20 protein-coding genes are annotated in these 19,975 nt (G+C 63.5%); 14 read left to right on the plus strand and 6 right to left on the minus strand.

Annotated elements, in window-relative coordinates:
- Positions 1-42: 42 nt before the first annotated feature.
- From bamB to J0O65_RS18480, 12 genes are all read left to right on the plus strand, one after another.
- A complete protein-coding gene (bamB, locus tag J0O65_RS18425) occupies positions 43-1,188 on the plus strand; it encodes an outer membrane protein assembly factor BamB (protein WP_215408723.1) in 1,146 nt (381 codons plus the stop codon).
- A gap of 4 nt (positions 1,189-1,192) precedes the next feature.
- Positions 1,193-2,539 carry a ribosome biogenesis GTPase Der gene (gene der, locus J0O65_RS18430; RefSeq protein ID WP_070221915.1) on the plus strand — a complete coding sequence of 449 codons (1,347 nt, stop codon included), beginning with the start codon at positions 1,193-1,195 and terminating at the stop codon, positions 2,537-2,539.
- A gap of 227 nt (positions 2,540-2,766) precedes the next feature.
- Positions 2,767-3,003, plus strand: a complete 237-nt coding sequence (hfq, locus tag J0O65_RS18435) for an RNA chaperone Hfq (protein ID WP_008450615.1) — start codon at positions 2,767-2,769, stop codon at positions 3,001-3,003.
- Between the two features lie 114 nt (positions 3,004-3,117).
- Entirely contained in the window at positions 3,118-4,341 is a 1,224-nt protein-coding gene (gene hflX, locus J0O65_RS18440; protein WP_215408724.1) for a GTPase HflX, read from the plus strand.
- Between the two features lie 2 nt (positions 4,342-4,343).
- Entirely contained in the window at positions 4,344-5,636 is a 1,293-nt protein-coding gene (hflK, locus tag J0O65_RS18445) for an FtsH protease activity modulator HflK (protein ID WP_152250010.1), read from the plus strand.
- A complete protein-coding gene (hflC, locus tag J0O65_RS18450; protein WP_215408725.1) occupies positions 5,636-6,523 on the plus strand; it encodes a protease modulator HflC in 888 nt (295 codons plus the stop codon). The genes hflK and hflC overlap by 1 nt, the downstream gene beginning before the upstream one ends.
- A gap of 272 nt (positions 6,524-6,795) precedes the next feature.
- On the plus strand, positions 6,796-7,956 hold the full coding sequence (locus J0O65_RS18455) for an ATP phosphoribosyltransferase regulatory subunit (protein ID WP_215408726.1): 1,161 nt from the start codon (positions 6,796-6,798) through the stop codon (positions 7,954-7,956).
- A gap of 3 nt (positions 7,957-7,959) precedes the next feature.
- The gene (locus J0O65_RS18460) at positions 7,960-9,273 is read left to right on the plus strand and encodes an adenylosuccinate synthase (protein ID WP_215408727.1); all 1,314 of its coding nucleotides are present in this window, start codon (positions 7,960-7,962) and stop codon (positions 9,271-9,273) included.
- A gap of 66 nt (positions 9,274-9,339) precedes the next feature.
- Positions 9,340-9,885 (plus strand): phosphoribosyltransferase, encoded by a 546-nt coding sequence (locus J0O65_RS18465; RefSeq protein WP_034752020.1) that lies wholly within the window; start codon positions 9,340-9,342, stop codon positions 9,883-9,885.
- 66 nt (positions 9,886-9,951) lie between these two features.
- Positions 9,952-10,461 (plus strand): GNAT family N-acetyltransferase, encoded by a 510-nt coding sequence (locus J0O65_RS18470; RefSeq protein ID WP_215408728.1) that lies wholly within the window; start codon positions 9,952-9,954, stop codon positions 10,459-10,461.
- Positions 10,458-11,393 (plus strand): WD40 repeat domain-containing protein, encoded by a 936-nt coding sequence (locus J0O65_RS18475; RefSeq protein ID WP_215408729.1) that lies wholly within the window; start codon positions 10,458-10,460, stop codon positions 11,391-11,393. Before J0O65_RS18470 ends, J0O65_RS18475 begins: the two co-directional genes overlap by 4 nt.
- On the plus strand, positions 11,390-11,695 hold the full coding sequence (locus J0O65_RS18480; RefSeq protein WP_215408730.1) for an NIPSNAP family protein: 306 nt from the start codon (positions 11,390-11,392) through the stop codon (positions 11,693-11,695). Before J0O65_RS18475 ends, J0O65_RS18480 begins: the two co-directional genes overlap by 4 nt.
- A 75-nt stretch (positions 11,696-11,770) precedes the next feature.
- Here the strand turns inward: J0O65_RS18480 and J0O65_RS18485 are convergent, their stop codons facing one another.
- From J0O65_RS18485 to J0O65_RS18500, 4 genes are all read right to left on the minus strand, one after another.
- Entirely contained in the window at positions 11,771-13,198 is a 1,428-nt protein-coding gene (locus J0O65_RS18485) for a Dyp-type peroxidase (RefSeq protein WP_215408731.1), read from the minus strand.
- An 83-nt stretch (positions 13,199-13,281) separates the two neighbouring features.
- Positions 13,282-13,740 carry a hypothetical protein gene (locus J0O65_RS18490; RefSeq protein WP_215408732.1) on the minus strand — a complete coding sequence of 153 codons (459 nt, stop codon included), beginning with the start codon at positions 13,738-13,740 and terminating at the stop codon, positions 13,282-13,284.
- A 295-nt stretch (positions 13,741-14,035) separates the two neighbouring features.
- Positions 14,036-14,323 carry a hypothetical protein gene (locus J0O65_RS18495; protein WP_215408733.1) on the minus strand — a complete coding sequence of 96 codons (288 nt, stop codon included), beginning with the start codon at positions 14,321-14,323 and terminating at the stop codon, positions 14,036-14,038.
- 392 nt (positions 14,324-14,715) lie between these two features.
- On the minus strand, positions 14,716-15,777 hold the full coding sequence (locus J0O65_RS18500) for an AI-2E family transporter (RefSeq protein WP_215408734.1): 1,062 nt from the start codon (positions 15,775-15,777) through the stop codon (positions 14,716-14,718).
- A 198-nt stretch (positions 15,778-15,975) separates the two neighbouring features.
- Here J0O65_RS18500 and J0O65_RS18505 point away from each other — a divergent pair, with 198 nt between their 5' ends.
- Complete coding sequence (locus J0O65_RS18505) at positions 15,976-16,602, plus strand: flavin reductase family protein (RefSeq protein WP_215408735.1); 627 nt, start codon at positions 15,976-15,978, stop codon at positions 16,600-16,602.
- A gap of 27 nt (positions 16,603-16,629) precedes the next feature.
- On the opposite strand, the gene J0O65_RS18510 is transcribed toward J0O65_RS18505, so the two are convergent.
- Both J0O65_RS18510 and J0O65_RS18515 read right to left on the minus strand, forming a co-directional pair.
- A complete protein-coding gene (locus tag J0O65_RS18510; protein WP_215408736.1) occupies positions 16,630-17,964 on the minus strand; it encodes an MFS transporter in 1,335 nt (444 codons plus the stop codon).
- 34 nt (positions 17,965-17,998) lie between these two features.
- Positions 17,999-18,802 (minus strand): substrate-binding domain-containing protein, encoded by an 804-nt coding sequence (locus tag J0O65_RS18515; RefSeq protein ID WP_215408737.1) that lies wholly within the window; start codon positions 18,800-18,802, stop codon positions 17,999-18,001.
- A 244-nt stretch (positions 18,803-19,046) separates the two neighbouring features.
- Here J0O65_RS18515 and J0O65_RS18520 point away from each other — a divergent pair, with 244 nt between their 5' ends.
- The gene (locus tag J0O65_RS18520; RefSeq protein WP_215408738.1) at positions 19,047-19,961 is read left to right on the plus strand and encodes a LysR family transcriptional regulator; all 915 of its coding nucleotides are present in this window, start codon (positions 19,047-19,049) and stop codon (positions 19,959-19,961) included.
- Positions 19,962-19,975: the final 14 nt, after the last annotated feature.

A 19,975-nucleotide genomic window follows, 5' to 3' on the forward strand; every position in this document is an offset into this window, starting at 1 on the left:
GCCTCACCCTTACAAGTACAAGAAAAAGGTTGGATAACACTTATGCGTGTCACTGAAAAGCTGGTAGCTGCAAGCCTGTTGGCCCTGATGGCCGGTTGCTCGTCCTGGAACCCGTTCGCCTCGAAAGATCCGAAAGTCGAACCGGCCAAGCTGGTCGAGTTAAAATCGAGCATCGCCGTGCGCGACGCCTGGAAGTATTCGATCGGCAAGGCCGGCGTGTACGCGTTTACGCCCGCGCTGGCCGGCAACAGCCTGTACGTGGTCAGCGCCGATGGCGCGCTGGCGCGCCTCGATGCGGCCAGCGGCCGTGAAACGTGGCGCATCAAGGCCGGCAGCGACATCACCTCCGGCGCCGGCAGCGATGGCGCGCTGGTGGCCGTGGGCGCCGCCAAGGGCGCCGTGCTGGCGTTCGACGCCGATGGCAAGCAGCTGTGGAAGGCGCAGGCGTCCAGCGAAGTGTTGACGGCGCCCGTCGTCGGGCAGGGCGTCGTGGTGGTGCGCAGCGTGGACAACCGCATCGTCGGCTTCGACGCCAAGACGGGCGAGCGCAAGTGGACGGTGCAGCGCGCCACGCCGGCATTGACCTTGCGCAATGCGCCGGGCATGGTGCTGGGCGGCGCGAATATCTACGTGGCCCAGCCGGGCGGCAAGCTGCTGGCACTGACGGCCGCCACCGGTGTGGTACGCTGGGAGATCGTCGTCAGCGAACCGCGCGGCGCCACCGAACTGGAGCGCGTCTCCGACATCGCCGGCACGCCGGTGGTGTTCGAAGGCGAAGTGTGCGCCGTCACGTACCAGGGCAAGGCGGGCTGCTTCGATGCCGCCACGGGCGTGCCGCGCTGGACCAAGCCGATCTCGTCCGATGTGGGCGTGGCCGTCGACCAGCGTTTCGTGTTCGTTGCCGATGACCAGGGCGCCGTGGTGGCGTTCAGCCGCGAAGGCGGCCAGAGCGCCTGGAAGAATGAGGCGCTGGCGCGCCGCCGCCTGTCGACGCCGGCCTCCTACGGCCGCAGCGTTGCCGTCGGCGACTATCAAGGTTATATCCACTTCCTGTCACGGGAAGATGGCGCATTAATAGGTCGTGTCAGCACCGACGGCAGCCCGATTGTTTCGGCTCCCGTCGTTGCCGGTTCGAATTTGATTTTTCAAACCCAATCAGGGACAGTGACCGCTCTCGCGGTCGAGTAATACAATGAAGCCGGTAATTGCACTAGTAGGTCGACCCAATGTTGGGAAATCGACTTTATTCAATCGTCTGACCCGCTCGCGCGATGCGCTGGTGGCGGATTTGCCTGGGTTGACGCGCGATCGTCACTATGGCGAAGGCCGTGTCGGCGAACGTCCCTTCCTGGTCATCGATACGGGTGGTTTCGAACCCGTCGCCAAGGAAGGCATCATGCACCAGATGGCACTGCAGACCAAGCAGGCCGTGGCCGAGGCCGACGTGGTGGTGTTCATCGTGGACGGCCGTCAAGGCTTGACCCCGCATGACAAGACCATCGTCGACTTCCTGCGCAAGAGCGGTCGTCCGGTCTTGCTGGTGGTCAACAAAAGCGAAGGCATGCGCTACACGGCCGTCGTGTCCGAATTCTATGAATTGGGCATGGGCGATCCGTATGCGATCTCGTCGGCGCACGGCGACGGCGTCAACGACCTCGTCGAAGTGATGCTGGACCTGGCGTTCGCCCAGCGTCCGGACGAGCCTGAAGAGCTGGAAAAGACCGACCGCGGCATCAAGATCGCCCTCGTCGGCCGTCCGAACGTGGGCAAGTCGACCTTGATCAACACCCTGCTGGGCGAAGAGCGCGTGATCGCCTTCGACATGCCGGGCACGACGCGCGACTCGATCGAGATCCCGTTCGAGCGCGATGGCCAGCAATACACGCTGATCGACACGGCCGGTATCCGCCGCCGCGGCAAGGTGTTCGAGGCGATCGAGAAATTCTCGGTGGTGAAAACCCTGCAGTCGATTTCCGAAGCCAACGTGGTGGTGCTGATGCTCGACGCGCAGCAGGATATTTCCGAGCAGGATGCGCATATCGCCGGCTTCATCCTGGAATCGGGCCGCGCGCTGGTGGTGGCCGTGAATAAATGGGATGGTTTGCAATCGCACCAGCGCGACGAGATCAAGATCGATATCGACCGCAAGCTCGATTTCCTGTCGTTCGCGCAGATGCATTTCATTTCGGCGCTGAAGGGCACCAACATCGGTCCACTGATGAAGTCGCTCAACGCCGCGTATGCGGCCGCCATGTGCGACCTGTCGACGCCGAAGCTGACACGCGCCCTGATCGAGGCCGTGGAAAAGCAGGAACCGCGCCGCAAGGGTTCGATCCGTCCGAAGCTGCGCTATGCGCACCAGGGCGGCATGAACCCGCCTGTGATCGTTATTCACGGCAATGCGCTCGACGCCGTTGGCGATCCCTACAAGCGCTATCTGGAAAAACATTTCCGCGATACGTTTGCCCTGGTCGGCACGCCGCTGCGCATCGAACTGCGCACGGGTAAAAACCCGTTTGCGCGCACGCCAAGCAAGTAAAATTAAGTGCATATTAAGGCGCCGCGGAGATAATGCGGCGCCGACAGCCAATTCAATGGCTTTTGCACGGAAATAATAAAGTGTTAATGCGCCATGCGCGACAGCGATCGCGAAAACAGGTTACAGTAGCTATGACGCATCTTTCTTTCTTTGAAAGGTGTGAGAGCACTTGAAATCAAGCGAGTCGCCTCCAATTCTTACACAACAACATAAACAACGGAGCTGTTATGAGCAACAAAGGGCAACTGTTACAAGACCCATTCCTCAATGCATTACGCAAAGAGCATGTTCCTGTCTCGATCTATCTGGTCAATGGCATTAAATTGCAGGGCCATATCGAATCGTTCGATCAATATGTCGTATTGCTGCGCAATACGGTGACACAGATGGTGTACAAGCATGCCATCTCGACAGTGGTGCCGGCCCGTGCCGTCAATCTCAATATTGAATCTGAAGCGGAGTAAAGCGTTGAGCTTGACGGCCCAGCGCCTTTCACCCTCCATCGCCCCCGTCCGCGCCAGCGGCGCTGATGCGTTTGCATCGGCGTCGGCGTCCGCTACAACGCATCAGTTGCCATCATGCGCGCGGCACTAGTCGGGGTTGACTTCGGTCACAGCGACTTCGCCGCCAGCATGGAGGAACTCATGCTGTTGTCGCGTTCGGCTGGCGCCGACCCGATTTCCACCATCACGGCCAAGCGTTCCAGTCCCGATTCCGCGTATTTCGTCGGCAGCGGCAAGGCCGATGAAATTGGCGACGTCGTCGTCAACGATGGCCTGGAAATCGTCATCTTCAACCATGCCCTCTCGCCCGCCCAGCAGCGCAATCTGGAAAAGCGCCTGAATGTGCGCGTGCTCGACCGTACCAGCCTGATCCTCGACATCTTCGCGCAGCGCGCCAAGAGCCACGAGGGCAAGCTGCAAGTCGAGCTGGCCCAGCTGCAGCATCTGGCCACGCGCCTGATCCGCGGCTGGACCCACCTGGAACGGCAAAAGGGCGGTATCGGCTTGCGCGGTCCCGGCGAGACGCAGCTCGAGACCGACCGCCGGCTGATCGGCGAGCGCGTCAAGGCCTTGCGCGCGCGCCTGGAAAAACTGCACAAGCAGCGCGAAACCCAGCGCCGCGCGCGCGGCCGCAATCACACATTCTCGGTGTCCCTGGTCGGCTATACCAATGCCGGCAAGTCGACCCTGTTCAATGCCGTGACCAAGGCCGGCGTGTACGTCGCCGACCAGTTGTTCGCCACGCTCGACACCACCTCGCGCCGGGTTTACCTGGGCCAGGACGTGGGCAACGTGGTGATCTCCGACACGGTCGGCTTCGTGCGCGAATTGCCGCATCAGCTGGTGGCGGCCTTCCGCGCCACGCTCGAAGAAACCATCCATGCCGATCTGCTGCTGCACGTCGTCGACGCCGCGTCGCCGGTGCGCATGGAGCAGATCGAGCAGGTCAACCTGGTCTTGAAAGAGATCGGCGCCGATCACATTCCGCAGATCCTCGTGTGGAACAAGATCGATGCGGCCGGGCTGGAGCCCTCGGTGGAACGCGACGAATATGCTACGATCAGTCGCGTGTTCGTCAGTGCGCAGAAGGGCAGCGGGCTTGACCTGCTGCGCGATGCGATCGTCGAGATGGCCAGGAAGGCGCCCGGTTCGGCCCACCTGTATCAGAGCGACGCAGCACGGCAGGAAGATCAGTTGGACGGTCAGTACGACCAGCACGATGGCGCCGCCCCGGACCAGGACGAAGAGCCTGGCGAGGACGATACGATTTCCACCCACTCCCAAGTCGGAACACGATAGTTATGCTTGTCTCCCTACTCAAAAAAACAGGCTTGAAGTTGTCCCTGAACGATCCCCGCTGGGGCAATCGCAAGGACGACGGCAAGAAAGCCCAAGAAGGCAAAAAGCCCGGCGAAGGTCCGCCGGACCTCGATCAGTTGTGGCGCGATTTCAATCAGCGCCTGAACGCCTTTTTCGGACAGAAGAACCGTCCCGACAACGGCGGCAATAACAACGGCGGTGGCGGTGGCCCGCGTCCGGACATGAAGGGCGCCGGCATCACCGCCGGCGTGGTCGGCGTGATCGCCGTCTTCATCTGGCTCGCCAGCGGCGCCTTCATCGTGCAAGAAGGGCAGAGCGGCGTCGTGCTGACGTTCGGCAAGTTCACGCGCACCGCGCCGGCCGGTTTCAACTGGCGCTGGCCGTATCCGTTCCAGACCGACGAAACCGTCAACGTGTCGCAGGTGCGCACGGTGGAAGTGGGTTACCGCACTTCCTTGCGCAACAAGCAGGCCAGCGAGTCGCTGATGCTGACGGACGATGAAAACATCATCGACATCCAGTTCGCCGTGCAATACACCCTGAAAGACCCGGGCGAGTGGCTGTTCAACGTGCGCGACCAGGAAGACACCCTGCGCCAGGTCGCCGAGACGGCGATCCGCGAAGTGGTCGGCCGCAGCAAGATGGACTTCGTGTTGTATGAAGGGCGCGAGAAGGTCGCCTTCGAAACCCAGCAGCTGATGCAGCAGATTCTCGACCGCTACAAGGTCGGCGTCTTCATCAACAACGTGACGATGCAGGCCGTGCAGCCGCCGGAGCAGGTGCAAGCCGCCTTCGACGATGCCGTCAAGGCGGGCCAGGATCGCGAGCGCCAGAAGAATGAGGGCCAGGCTTACGCCAATGACGTCATTCCCAAAGCCCGTGGTGCCGCATTCCGCCTGATCCAGGAAGCCGAGGCTTATCGTTCCATGGTGACCGAGAATGCCGAAGGTAATGCGTCGCGCTTCAAGCAGGTGCTGGTCGAGTATCAGAAGGCGCCGGCCGTCACGCGCGACCGCATGTATCTGGAAACGATGCAGCAAGTGTTCAGCAGTGCCAGCAAGGTCATGGTCGACGCCAAGACGGGCAGCAATCTGCTGTACCTGCCGCTCGACAAGCTGATCGCCCAGACGGCTGCCACCGATGCCGCCGCTGCCGCCGCCCGTGCTGCCGCGACACCCGCAGCCAACACCGTTTTGCCACAGGAAGCCATGCCGACAGTAGAAGTCAACACGCGCCGCGACAGCCGTTCTTCGCGTGAACGGGAGAGCCGCTAATGAACCGTATCGTCGCCGCCCTGATCGCGGGCTTTATCGCGATCATGCTGCTGTCCTCGACCGTGTTCGTGGTCGATCAGCGTAAATACGCCATCGTTTTCGCCCTCGGCGAGGTCAAGGAAGTCATCAGCGAGCCAGGCTTGTACTTCAAGCTGCCGCCGCCGTTCCAGAACGTGATGTACCTGGACAAGCGTGTGCTGACCATCGACACGCCGGAGCCGGAACGCTTCATCACGGCCGAGAAGAAAAACATCCTCGTCGACGCTTTCGTCAAATGGCGCATCGCCGATCCGAAACTGTATTTCCGCAGTTTCGGCGGCGATGAAAGCCGTGCCCGCAATCGCATGTCGCAGATCGTCAAGGCGGCGCTGAACGATGAAATCACCAAGCGCACCGTGCGCGAAGTGATCTCGGGCCAGCGCGGCAAGGTGATGGAAGCGATCCTGGCGAAGGTGTCGGCCGAAGCCAAGTCCATCGGCGTGGGCATCGTCGACGTGCGCCTGAAACGCGTCGATTACGTCGAGCAGATCAACAACTCCGTGTACGACCGCATGAAGTCCGAGCGCGTGCGCGTGGCCAATGAGCTGCGTTCGACCGGTTCGGCCGATTCCGAGAAAATCCGCGCCGACGCCGACAAGCAACGCACGGTGATCCTGGCCGAGGCATATCGCGAAGCCGAGAAGATCCGCGGCGAGGGCGACGCCAAGGCATCGCAGGTCTATGCGGAAGCGTTTGGCAAGAATCCGGAGTTCTACAAGTTTTACCGTAGCCTGGAAGCCTACCGCGCCACGTTCAAGGACAAGGGCGACGTGATGGTGGTCGATCCGAGTTCGGAATTCTTCAAGTACTTCAAGGGTAACGGCACGGCCGCTCCATCCAAGAAGTAAGGCAGCATCGAGACCGCATCCGTCCGCAGGGACGGGGGGCGGCAGCGGCGGGGCCGGCGTGAATGCCGGCCCCGTTTTTTTTGTGTCCGCCATGCTGTTGCGGGAAGGCGTAAAATGCGGTGTTTTTAGGGCTGTGCGGCAGCGATTCGGACAACTTATCCCTAAAGGCCCGTGTTTTCGCGTAAAATATCAGGTTCGGCCTCTTGCCTGGCGCGCCCGCCGCTGCCTCGCATGATGCATTTTTTCAACTTTCTTCCGTATCTCGCTCCCTCATGCCGAATTGGCTTTTGCCCGAAAATATTGCCGATGTTCTGCCGTCGGAAGCGCGCAAGATCGAAGAGCTGCGCCGCCTCATGCTGGATAATTTCCGTCTGTACGGATATGAACTGGTGATGCCGCCGCTGCTCGAGTATCTGGAATCGCTGATGACCGGCGCTGGCAAGGATACCGACCTGCGCACGTTCAAACTGGTCGACCAGCTGTCGGGCCGCATGCTCGGCCTGCGCGCCGACATGACGACGCAAGTGGCGCGCATCGACGCGCACCTGCTCAACCGTGCCACCGTCACCCGCCTGTGCTACGCCGGAAGCGTGCTGCATACCCGTCCGTCGGGCTTGCACGCCACCCGCGAACCGCTGCAGATCGGCGCCGAAATCTATGGCCACGCCGGCCTGGAAGCGGACGCCGAGATCCAGGAACTGGCGCTCGCCTCGCTGGCACTGGCCGGTTTTGACGCGGTCCGCCTGGATTTGTCGCACGTCGGCCTGTTGCGCGCTATCATTGCGCAAGACGCGAACGCCGTGCGCGACGAAGCGGCGCTGTACACCTTGCTGCGCGCGAAAGATGCGCCGGGCCTGCGCGCGCTGACGGCCGGCTATGACGCCGTGACGCGCGACGCGCTGCTGGCATTGCCGAACCTGTATGGCGACATCGACGTGCTGGCGCGTGCGCGCGAAGTGCTGCCGCCGCTGCCTGGCGTCCTGAAGGCGCTGGCCGAACTGGCCGCGCTGGCAGGATCCGCTTTGGGCCGCGCCGAAGTGGCGATCGACCTGGCCGACCTGCGCGGCTACCAATATGAAAGTGGCGCGATGTTTGCGCTGTATGTACCAGGCTTGCCGAACGCGGTTGCGCGCGGCGGCCGTTATGACCACGTCGGCGAAGCGTTCGGCCGGGCACGTCCCGCGACCGGCTTCTCGCTCGATTTGCGCGAACTGGCGCGCCTGTTGCCGACCGCGGAACGGAAGCATTCGATCCGCGCGCCGTGGGGCAGCGCGCCAGAATTGAAGGAAAAAATCGCCGAGTTGCGCAAGGCGGGCGAGGTCGTGATCCAGAGTTTGCCGGGTCACAGTAATGAACAAGACGAGTTCGAGTGCGATCGCGTGCTGGTACTTGCCGATAATGGTAGTAGCTGGATTCTTAAAAACTTAGGTTGAGTGATGTCAAAGAAAATTATGGCAAAGAACGTTGTTGTCATCGGCACCCAATGGGGCGATGAAGGTAAAGGCAAGATCGTCGATTGGTTGACCGATCACGCCCAGGGCGTGGTGCGCTTCCAGGGCGGCCACAATGCAGGCCACACGCTGGTCATCGGCGGCGTCAAAACCGCGCTGCAGCTGATCCCGTCGGGCATCATGCGTCCAGGCGTCGCCTGCTACATCGGCAACGGCGTGGTCGTTTCCGTGCCGGACGTGCTGCGCGAAATCGACAAGCTCGAAGCCGTCGGCGTCGAAGTCGCCTCGCGCCTGAAAGTGTCGGACGCGGCGCCCGTGATCCTGCCTTACCACACCGCGATCGACCTGGCGCGCGAAGCCAAGCGTGGCGATGCGAAGATCGGCACCACCGGCAAGGGCATCGGCCCGGCCTACGAAGACAAGGTGGCGCGCCGCGCGATCCGTATCGCCGACCTGCTGAACGAGAAGCGCTTCGCCGAAAAGCTGGCCGAGAACCTCGATTACCACAACTTTGTGCTGGAAAACTACCTGAAAGCGCCGAAAGTCGACTATCAGAAGACCCTCGACGACGCGCTGGCCTATGTGCCGCGCCTGCGTCCGATGGTCACCGACGTGTCGAGCGCGCTGTACAAGGCGCACAAGGCCGGCGCCAACCTGCTGTTCGAAGGCGCGCAGGGTTCCCTGCTCGACGTCGACCACGGCACCTATCCGTTCGTCACCTCGTCGAACTGCGTGGCCGGCAATGCCGCCGCCGGTTCGGGCGTGGGCCCGGGCATGCTGCACTACATCATGGGCATCACCAAGGCTTACACGACGCGCGTCGGTTCCGGTCCGTTCCCTTCGGAACTGCCAACGGATGCGGGCGTCGGCCACCACCTGGCGCAAGTGGGCCATGAATTCGGCACCGTGACGGGCCGTGCCCGCCGCTGCGGCTGGTTCGACGCCGCCTTGCTGCGCCGCTCGGTGCAGATCAACGGCGTGACGGGCATGTGCCTGACCAAGCTGGACGTGCTCGACGGTATCGAAACCTTGAAACTGTGCACCGGCTACACCATCGACGGCGTGGCCACGGACATCTTCCCATCGGGCGCCGAAGAAGCCGCCCGTTGCGTGCCGGTGTACGAAGAGATGCCAGGCTGGAAGGAAAGCACGGTCGGCGCGAAATCGCTGGCGGCACTGCCGGCAACGGCCCGCGCTTACATCAAGCGCATCGAAGAACTGGTCGGCGTGCCGGTGGACATGGTTTCGACCGGTCCGGATCGTGAAGAAACGATCGTGCTGCGCCACCCATTCGAATAAGCTGCTGGACACAATCCGCCGCAAGGCGGATTTTTTTAATCACGCTAATAATAAGATTCCACTATCATGACTACCCCACAATCGAACGATCAACATCTCTGGGTCAACTGGGAAGAGTACCACCGCCTGATCGAGCGCCTGGCGCTCAAGGTCTACGAATCGGGCTGGAAATTCGACCAGGTATTGTGCCTGGCGCGCGGCGGCGTGCGTCCTGGCGACGTATTCTCGCGCATTTTCGATTTGCCGTTGGCCATCCTGTCGACCAGCTCCTACCGCGAAGACGCGGGCACGGTGCGCGGCGACCTCGATATCGCCAAGTACATGACCATGACCAAGGGCCCGCTGGCCGGCCGCATCCTGCTGGTCGACGACCTGGCCGATTCGGGCGTCACCCTGGACAAGGTCACGCGTCACCTGAAGGAAAACTTCCCTGACGTAACCGAAGTCAAATCGGCCGTGATCTGGCTGAAAGGCTGCTCCGTCGTGCGTCCCGACTACTTCCTGGACGAACTGCCGCACAACCCGTGGATCCACCAGCCGTTCGAAGACTACGACGGCCTGCGTCCGCACCAGCTGGCGGCATGGATCAAGAAGGGTGAAGCAGGCAAGTAATTCGCTTGCACTCTTGCTAAAAAAAGACGATCGTGTATCGTCTTTTTTTTCGTCCAAGGAAATGCGATGACCATACTGACGACGGCGCGCCTGCGCCTGGAACCGATCACCGGGAAGCACTACGAGCGCATGCGCACGCTCAACACCGACCCCGAGGTGATGACCTATCTGAACGCGGGCCAGCCCGAGACGGAAGAGGTGACGCGCGCGGCCATCGCGCGCACCATGGGCCGCTGGGCCGAGTGGGGTTATTCGTGGTGGGCCTTGATCCGCCTCGACGATGGCGCGCTGGTGGGCATGGCGTGCCTGCAGCATCTCGATGGCGACAAGAATAAACCGCATGAAATCGGCTGGCGCCTGGCGCGTACGGGCTGGGGCCAGGGGTACGCCAGCGAAGCGGCGCAAGCCATCGTCGCGCATGCCTTCAATGTGGTCGGCGCGCCCGAAGTGGTGGCCGTGGCCCATCCGGACAACGCCGCCTCGATCAAGGTCATGACGCGCCTGGGCATGCAGTACGCGGGCATGGAGCGCCATTACGACCTCGATTGCGTGGTGTACCGGCTGGCGCACCCATGACGGCAGGGCCGAAGTCCCTGAAGCTGGGCTGTAGCTACGGCGTGCGGTTTTCGCCCGATGGCACGCGCCTGGCCGTGCTGGGGCGCGACCTGGTGATGTGGGACGTGGCGGCGCGGCAGAAACTGTGGCGTGGCAAATTCATCGCCCATTGTTCCAGCATGGCCTTCTCGCCCGACGGCAGCCGGATCGCCATCAAGAGCACGACGGGCCAGCTGGCCGTGGTGGATGCCGGGGCGGGCCAGTTGCTGCTGAACTTACAGAACAGGAAGGATGGCGAAGGGTGCGGCCCCGCGTGGTCGCCGTGCGGCCGCTATCTGGCCGACGGCGGCTGGGATGGCCGCCTGCGGTTGCGCGACGCGCAAACGGGCGAGGTGCTCTTCACGCAAGAGCATGCGGGCCAGATGCTGCGCGCCATGCACACGATCGACGCCATCGATGGCGGACGGCGTTTGCTGGTCCAGCATGGCGTCAGATCGGTGGACGAGGGGCGGGTGCAGCCGCCCGACTACTGTAGCGTGTGGGACTGGCCGCCGCAGACGGGCGGCGGCCGCATGGCGCTGTCGCTGCCAGGCTGGAAGTCCTGCGCGCCGGCGCCGGATGGAGAGTTGCTGGCCGTGCTGCGTCACGCGGGCGGCGAGGAGTACCTGTCCGTGCACGCGCTGGCCGATGGCCGCTGCCTGGCCACGGTGCCGGTGGAGGCGGGCGGCGGCACGGGCGACGCTTTGCGCTGGCTGCCCGACGGCGGCGCGCTGGCACGCATCGGCAAGGGCAAGCTGCTGTTTTACGCCTGGCCGGGCCTCGGCGTGCTGGCGCAGGAAGATTTTACGTATCCCTGCGCGCTGGACTTTTTGCCTGCTTCGCCATTGGCCGCCATCGGCTCGTGGGAATCTGGCATGCTGATGGAGTTGAACCTTCACAAGGAAACCGCATGATCACCTGTTATTTGCGCTACATCATCGACCCGTACAAATTGCGGGAATTCGAAGCCTACGGCAAGCTGTGGATACCGCTGGTCGAGCGCTTCGGCGGCCGGCACCACGGTTATTTTTTACCGTCCGAAGGCGCCAGCAACGTCGCGCTGGCCATGTTCTCGTTTCCCAGCCTGGCCCTGTACGAGCAGTATCGCAGCGATTCGATGCAGGACGCCGACTGCCAGGCCGCCTTCCGCTACGCCGAGGAGACGCGCTGCATCGTCAGCTACGAGCGCAGCTTTTTCCGGCCCGTGTTTGCCTGAGCGGCGCGGTGGTGCAATGACAGGATCAATGCAAGCGGTCACGGCCGTTCCCGCTCGCCTCCGTTGCTCGCCCGCCTAGCCCAGGTTTGCCAGGTAGCGCAATCCCGTGATGCTGGGGAAGAAGCAATACACGCCGCCACGCGTGATGACGCTGCGCGAGAAATGCTGCAGTGTCGTATTGCCGCTGCCCTTGGCGCCCACGCCGGGCAGGGTGAAGGAACTGACGGCCGGGTCGTTGATGCCCAGGAACACGTCCTGGCCGCTGATGTTGAGCGTGGCATTACCCGCTTCGGGACCGGCCGGGCCGACGGCCGATTTGACGAAGGTATCGTCATCGTTCCATTGCTGCATCAGGAATTCGAACTGATTGCGCAGGTTGGCATTGATGAAATAGCCGACCAGGCCGCGCCGTTCCGTCGCTGGCGCGGCCGGATCGTATTCGCTGCCGTAGGGCATGGCGCGCCGCACGATGCGGTGGTGGCGGGCGGAAGTGCCCACGACGCCTTCGTCGCGCGGATTGTTGCGGCGGATGTGCGCGCCGATCGGGCATTTCAGGCCCAAGGTGTCGTCCTGTTCCGGCTGGGTGTCGACATAGTGAAAGCGGTTCAGGCTGGCGTCCGGCAGCACGGGACCGGCTTCGTCCGGGCTGAGCACGAGCGGATTGCCGTTGCGCCAGCGCCCGCACATCTTGGCGGCCACCATCTCGGTGGACAGGCCGGAACTGGCCGCGCCCTGGCTCAGGATGGTGTCGAACAGGGCCACGTCCTGCTCCAGGATGCGGAAGGCGGCATAGCTGCCATTGGTGGACAGTTGCGGCGGCTGCACCTGGTAAATGCCGCCGTTTTCATTCTGGTAGCCAAGCAGGAATTCCCCCGTCTTGACGCTGTTGAGCGGGTCGGGTTCGTACTCGTGCTTGCGCGGCGGGGCGCCATCGACGTCCGGCTGGGCGATGTTGTCGCGGTAGCCAAAATGCACGCGGTTGCCTGGCAAGGCCACGCCGTCGTGCGCATACAGTTCACGCCAGCCGGCGGCAAAGGCGCGGCGTAGTGTGGCCGACGTCGCCTCCAGCACTTGCTCCGATTCGCTGACCCATAGGCTCAGCAGCGCATGCACCTGGCCAGCCTCGGTGGCCTGACCCAGGTTGCCGAGCCAGTGTGCGGGGGCGCTGTCGCCCACGTCGCCCACGGCCGCGACGCTGAGCGGGTCGGCCGCGCCCCGCTGGAAGGCCTGGTCGAAGGTGGCCAGGTCGGCTGCGTCCACTCCCAGCGCGGACAGGCCGGGCGCGGTAAAACTGAGGTTCAGGAAGCAGGGCGGCTTGGGATGGATATGGCGCGCCGTGGTAATCGACGGCAGTCCGTCGCTGCCGTCGAGCAGGACCGCGATGGTGCGCCGTGCCTGCGCCGCGTCCGCGATGCTGAAGATGAAATGACGCGCCAGGTTGACGCGGTAGCCGCGCAGGATCGTGCCTTGCACGTCGTCGTAATCGATGGGGGAATCGGCCATGCTGTCTCTCCGGGGGCTGGGGGTTGTGGCTGACAGGGTGGCGAGGCCGCTTGCGCGGCCCCGGCGCGGCGTGCGGCTCAGGCTCAGACTGAGGCGAGGATTTGCTGGACGGTCTGCGGATAGGCGCTATACAGGCCGGTATTGGGCAAGTGCTGCGCGGCGTCGTTGGCGGTGATGAAGGCTTCAAAAGCGGTCACATGGTTGGCAACGGGCATCAGTGCCTTGCCGCCCACGACAAACTGCAGCAGCGCGTCGAATACCTCTCCCAGCTGTGCCACGAAATCCTCGATATAGCTGTTGAAGCTGCCGTCATACTCGGTGATCACGCCGATGATCAGGGTATCGGAAGCGCCCAGCGAGCCAAGGTTGGGCAGCAGATTGGGCTGGGAGCGGTCAAGCAGGGTGAAGCGGGCAAAGTGCACGGTACCGATATCGGTGAGGGCGGCATTGATCTTCGCCTGGTATTCCAGCAATGTTGCGGCGATGGCGGTCGGATTGGTGCCGGGTAGTACCGGCATCATTAAGCATAGTGGATTTGCCATGGGAGGCTCCTCATTACGTGGTTGTCGGGACGACCGACACTACGCCGCGGCGCCCCTTGCGTCAAAAACTATATTTTTGCATTCGTTGTTAAATACACACTATTGCAACATGATAGTTGAGGCGAAATACGGTCTCATGTGGATAGTTGCCGGGGCTGGCAGGCGCCGGCGGACGCTCTGCCGCCATGCGCTTCCGGCCTGTTTCGGGAAGCGCAAGTGGCGCCGTTGGCGGCGCCGTGTTCTGGAGGGTTATTTCTGCAAGATGGGACGGCTGCCAGGCTGCGCTGCACCGCCGTTAAAACCGGATGGGACAAGGCGCCGCGCTCCCTTCACCGAAACCGGCATGGCCGGATCGCGCGCTGAGGTTCAAGCTCATGCTGCCTTTGTCCGGTAAATAGATGCAGTATTCGCCCGTCGCCGTGATGACGCGGTAGATGCGTTTCGGATCGTTTGGCGCGCTGAACAACTCGATGCGGGCCGCTTCGAACCACTTTGGCTTGACCGCCGCATGCGCCTGCGCGAATCCCTTTGCCAGGCGCGCCTGCGGCGTGTCGGGCGGCGCCGCTTCGGATTGCTGGCGCACGTGCCGGCGCAGGATCGGCGGCGGGGGGAATGAATCTTTGCCTTGGCGGCAGTGGCGGCATCAGCTGCAGCCAGACCCGGTCGTCATGCCCGCTTCTCGTGTGGACTGGCCGCGTGGCCGCCCAGGACAGCGCCAGGTGCAGCACGATAATCGCGGCGACGTACGGGCCATGGGGCCGCCGGCCGAGAGAAAAATCCTGCTCCTGTCGTGCAAGGTCGATGCGCATCGCTGTCACGCCCGTGGTGATGCAGGTGGCGCCAGTATGTAAATTTGCAACAGCGCTGTAAGCGCTGTAAACAGGTTTCGGGCAGAGCGCGGATGGTGCTCCCCTGGGTACTGGAAAATGCGCCTGGCGATGATCTTCTCAAGCCGTCATGCCAGGCCGCGACGCTTCAATCCTCGGCCTGGAATTCGCTGGCCGAGACGAACAGGTCCCACGAAGCGATGAACAGGGCCGCCACCACGGGGCCGATGACGAAGCCGTTCAGGCCGAACAGGGCCATGCCGCCCACGGTCGACAGCAGCACCACGTAGTCGGGCATCTTGGTGTCCTTGCCGACCAGGATGGGGCGCAGCACGTTGTCGACCAGGCCGATGACGAAGACGCCGAAGGCGGCCAGGCCCGCGCCTTGCCAGATGGCGCCCGTGGCCAGGAAGTAGGCGGCCACGGGCGCCCAGACGAGGGCGGCGCCGACGGCCGGCAGCAGCGATAGGAAGGCCATCAGCACCGCCCACAGCAGGGGCGCCGGCACGTCGAGGAACCAGAACGCCAGGCCGCCGAGGGCGCCCTGGGCAATCGCCACGAGGATGTTGCCCTTCACGGTGGCGCGGATCACCGTGGTGAAATTGCTGAACAGGCGCTGCTTGTACTTGCGGCTCAGCGGCACGGCGCCCCTGATGCGGGCCGACAGGGCGGAGCCATCGCGCATGAGGAAAAACAGCAGGTACAGCATGATGCACAGGCTGGTGAGGAATTCGAAGGTGTACAGGCCCACATTGATGGCTTTCACCGCCACCACCTGGCTCACCTGCGTGGCGCCCTCGGCCAGCTTGTCCTGCAGGCTGGCCAGGCTGGTCAGGTGGAAGCGCTCGAGCAGGTTGATCAGCCATTGCGGCAGCACCGCCATGATTTTATCGAAGAACATGGCGACCGTGATTTCACCCGAACGCACCATCTCCACGACGCTGGCCGCCTGGTTCACCAGCGACACGGAAATGAGCGACAGCGGCAGGATCACGATGACGACGATGAGCAGCAAGGTCAGCACCGATGCCAGGCCGGCGCGGCCCCCGGTTTTCCGCAGCAGCCAGCGGTACACGGGCGCGAACAGGATCGCCAGGATGACGCCCCAGAAGATGGCGCCCGCATACGGCGCCAGTATCCAGCCGAAGCCGATGGTGACGATGCTCAGGAGGAGCAGGAACACTTTCTGGTGCAGCGTGAGTGTCAGCATGGGGCGCGATGATCAGGGTTGAGTTGTGCCCCATCATAAGCGAGGCGCGGCGCGGCGCGCCATACAATTGTTGCGCTGCGTGCGCGAGCGCACCTGGCGCCGGCGGGCAGACAGCGCGGTGGCGGCAATTCCAGTAAGCTGTCGTTCCAGGCGTTCCATCCCGGGCGCCGTTGACCTCTTTTGACTTCAGGAACGCGCGTGCTTGACCCCATTCACTTTTATGAACCTGCACAGGGCCATGGCCTGCCGCATGACCCGTTCAACGCGATTGTCGGACCGCGTCCGATCGGCTGGATCGCTTCGCGCAGCGGCGAAGGCGTGCTCAATCTGGCGCCGTACAGCTTTTTCAACGCCTTCAATTACCATCCGCCGCTGATCGGTTTTTCCAGCATCGGCCGCAAGGACACACTGCGCAATATCGAGCAGACGGGCGAATTCGTGTGGAACCTGGCGACGCGTCCGCTGGCCGAGGCGATGAATATGAGTTGCGCGCCGGCGCCGCCCGAGGTCGACGAATTCGCGCTGGCCGGCCTGACGCCGGCCGCCTCGCGCATCGTCAACGTGCCGCGCGTGGCCGAAAGCCCCGTGTCGTTCGAATGCCGGCGCACGCAGATCATCGAGCTGCAGGGCATTGATGGCGACGGCGTCGGCAGCTGGCTGGTGCTGGGGGAAGTGGTGGGCGTGCACATCGCGGGCCATCTGCTGACCGATGGCGTGTACGACACGGCGGCCGCCGCGCCGATATTGCGCGGCGGCGGTCCGTCCGATTATTTCGAGATCGGGCCGGACAGCCTGTTCCACATGCGCCGGCCGGCCTGGCCATGACGCGAGGTCCGTCCAGGCCGGACTGGCTTACGCCGGGACGGGATGGCGCTCCCTGACGATGCCGCGATAGATCAGCCACATCGCCAGCAGGCTGATGGCGCCGGCGCCCGCCATCCAGTAGCCCGGCGCCGCCTTGTCGCCGGTGCTCTCGATCAGCAGGGTCGACACCAGCGGCGTCATGCCGCCGAACAGCGCGGTGGCCAGGCTGTAGGCCAGTGAAAATCCCGTGGTCCTGACGCTGGCCGGGATGATTTCCGTCAGCGCGACGATGGTGGCCCCGTTGTAGCTGCCATACAGGAAGGACAGCCATAGCTCCACCATGAGCATGTGGTCGAAACTGGGATGGGCGACCAGCCAGGACAAGGCCGGATACGCGGTCAGCAGCGTCAGCGCCGAGCACGCGGCCATGATCGGCCAGCGCCCGATCCGGTCGGACAGCGCGCCCATGACGGGCAGCCAGATGAAGTTCGACAGGCCGATGCACAAGGTGACGAGCAGGCTTTCCTCGGTGCTCAGCCTGAGTACGCTCTTGCCGAAGGTCGGCGTATAGACGGTGATCAGGTAGAACGCGACGGTCGTCAGCACGATCAGCATCGTTCCGGCGACCACCAGCGGCCAGTTGAGGGTGATCGTCCCCAGCATTTGCCGGAACGTGGGATGGGACTTGCGCGACAGGTAGGCCTCGGTCTCCTGCAGCGAACGGCGGATGTAGAACACCACCGGGATGATGGAGCAGCCGATGAAGAACGGGATGCGCCAGCCCCAGTCCGCGATGAATTCCTTGCTCAGGGTCTCGTTGAGGAAGTAGCCGAGCGCGGCGGAAAAGATGATGGCGACCTGCTGGCTGGCCGATTGCCAGCTCACGTAATAACCCTTGTTGCCGGGTGTTGCCATCTCGGACAGGTAGACGGACACGCCGCCCAGTTCCACACCGGCGGAGAAGCCTTGCAGCAAGCGCCCGATCAGCACGAGGAAGGGCGCCAGTAGCCCGATGGTGGCATAGCCGGGCACGAAGGCGATCAGCGCCGTGCCGGAAGCCATGATGGCCAGGGTGAGCACCAGGCCCTTGCGGCGGCCGATGCGGTCGATATAGCTGCCGAGGATGATGGCGCCCAGCGGCCGCATGAAGAACCCCGCGCCGAAGGTGGCGAACGTCATCATCAGGGCCGCGTATTCGCTGGTGGCGGGGAAGAAGGCCTTGGCAATATGCGTCGCATAAAAGCCGAACAGGAAAAAATCGTACATTTCGATGAAGTTCCCGCTCGTCACCCGGATGACGGTGGCGATGCGCGAGGGAGGGCGTACTTGCGCGCGCGGCGGTGCCGCCTCGGCGACGGGCGTGGCGGTGGAGGGAATGGCCATGGTTTACCTCTTGGTGAAAGATGAGTGACGTCGGCTACTGCGCGATTGGCATCGGCGCCGCTGCCGCTTCCAGCCCGGTCGCCTCGATCGCGCCGGCATTGGCGGGGGCGGCGAGGAAGCGCAGCAAGGCGCGGCCGGCTTCCGGCTGCTTGCCGCCCGGGACCAGCGCCGCCGAAAACTGCGTCATCCGCTGCACTGCCGGCGGCAGCAGGCCGACGATGGCGATGCCCTCGACCGGCATCAGCTCGCTGCGCTGCTGGCAGCCAAAATCGGCTTCGCCGCGCGCGATGATGTCACCGACGGGGGTGGCGGGAATTTTTGCCGCCTTGCCCCGCATCTCTTCCTCGATGCGCAGTGTCTGCATCAGTTGCTTCTCGATGTATTCGCCGCTGGCGCTGTCCGAATAGGCCACCTTGTGCGCTTGCAGGAACGCGCTGCGCAAGCCCTCGGTGGTGCTGATGTCGGGTTGTGCCGCGCCGCGCCGCACGGCGCAGGCAATCGGTGAATTGGCCAGGACCACCTTGCTGCCGGCGACCAGGCGGCCTTCCTGCATCAGCTTGTCGAGCGCGTCGCCCACCATGATGACGACGTCGATCGGCTCGCCCCGTGCCAGGCGCGCCGGGATCGCATTCCTGGTGGTGCCCATTGACGGCCCCCATTCGGAGACCAGATGGTCGCCGCTGGCGCGCTCGTAGGCGGGCGCCAGGTTCTTGTAGGCCTGGGCGAAACCGCCCGAGCTGACCACGCGGATGTCGGCGGCATGGGCCGCGCCGGCGGCGAGCAGCAGGAAGCCGGCCAGTAAGGGTGCGGCTCGCCGCACCAGGCTATGTTGTAGCATCGTTGTTTCTCCTGTCGTTAAAATGGGTGCATGAGGGCGCGCGTGGTGCTGCGTGCTGTTGACGTTCGGGTGGGATGAGGCGTAGCGGGTCGCCAGTGGCTCGTGTTGTTGATGCCGCGGCGGATGGCGGGCATGGTGTCTCCGTTTTTTTGAGTGATGCCTTCTTGGCGAGGCTCAGCATTAAGACCCCATCATCGTTGAAATGGCATAATTTGATAATTGCAATTTTTCCAGGGATTAATGCATGTCACGCATCAATTACGACCTTCATGATTTGCGGGCCTTCGTGGCCGTGGCGGAGCGCAACAGCTTTCGCCAGGCCGCGGCCGACCTGTTCCTGTCGCAGCCGGCGCTCAGCCGCCGCATCGACAAACTGGAAGATGCGCTGGGGGTCAAGCTGTTCGAGCGCACCACCCGGCGCGTGCAGCTGACCAACGTCGGGCAGGTGTTTTTGGTGAACGTACGCGATGCGCTCAATGGCCTCGAGGATGCCGTGCTGGGCGTCGCCGATCTCGCCGCGCACCGCACGGGGACGGTGACGTTCGCCTGCGTGCCTTCGGCCGTGTGGCATTTCCTGCCGGACGTGCTCAAGCGCTTCAGCGCGCAGTTTCCGAAAATTCGCGTGCGCGTGCATGACGAAAGCGCGCAGGACGTGCTCAATCTGGTGCTGGCGGGGGAGGCGGACTTCGGCATTTGCTTTACCGGCGCGGAAAATCCGGAGATTCATTTCCAGCCCATCTATGTCGAGACCTACGTGCTGGCGATGCGGCACGACCACCGGCTGGCCAGGCGCAAGAAACTGAACTGGAAGGACACCGTCGACGAGCGCTATATCTCGGTGGCCAAGTCGAGCGGCAACCGCAGCGTGCTTGACGCGGCGCTGGCGGGCGTGGAGAAGCACCCGTGGATCTCGTGCGAGATCAACCACGTGTCAGGCATCTTGGCGCTGGTGGAGTCGGGGCTGGGCGTGGCGGCCGTGCCGGGGCTGTCCATCTTGCCGGAGCGGCAAGGCACGGTGGTCGGCGTGCCGCTCGTCAATCCCGCCGTGAAGCGGACACTGGGCTTGATCAGCCGGCATCGGCACGCGATGCCGCCCGCGTCACGCACCCTGTTCGACATGATGAGTGCGAGCATCGCCAAGCAGGGGCGGCGGACATGAGCGGTGCGGTGCCG

Source organism: Janthinobacterium sp. JC611 (assembly GCF_018682595.1).
Taxonomy (GTDB): Bacteria; Pseudomonadota; Gammaproteobacteria; order Burkholderiales; family Burkholderiaceae_D; genus Janthinobacterium.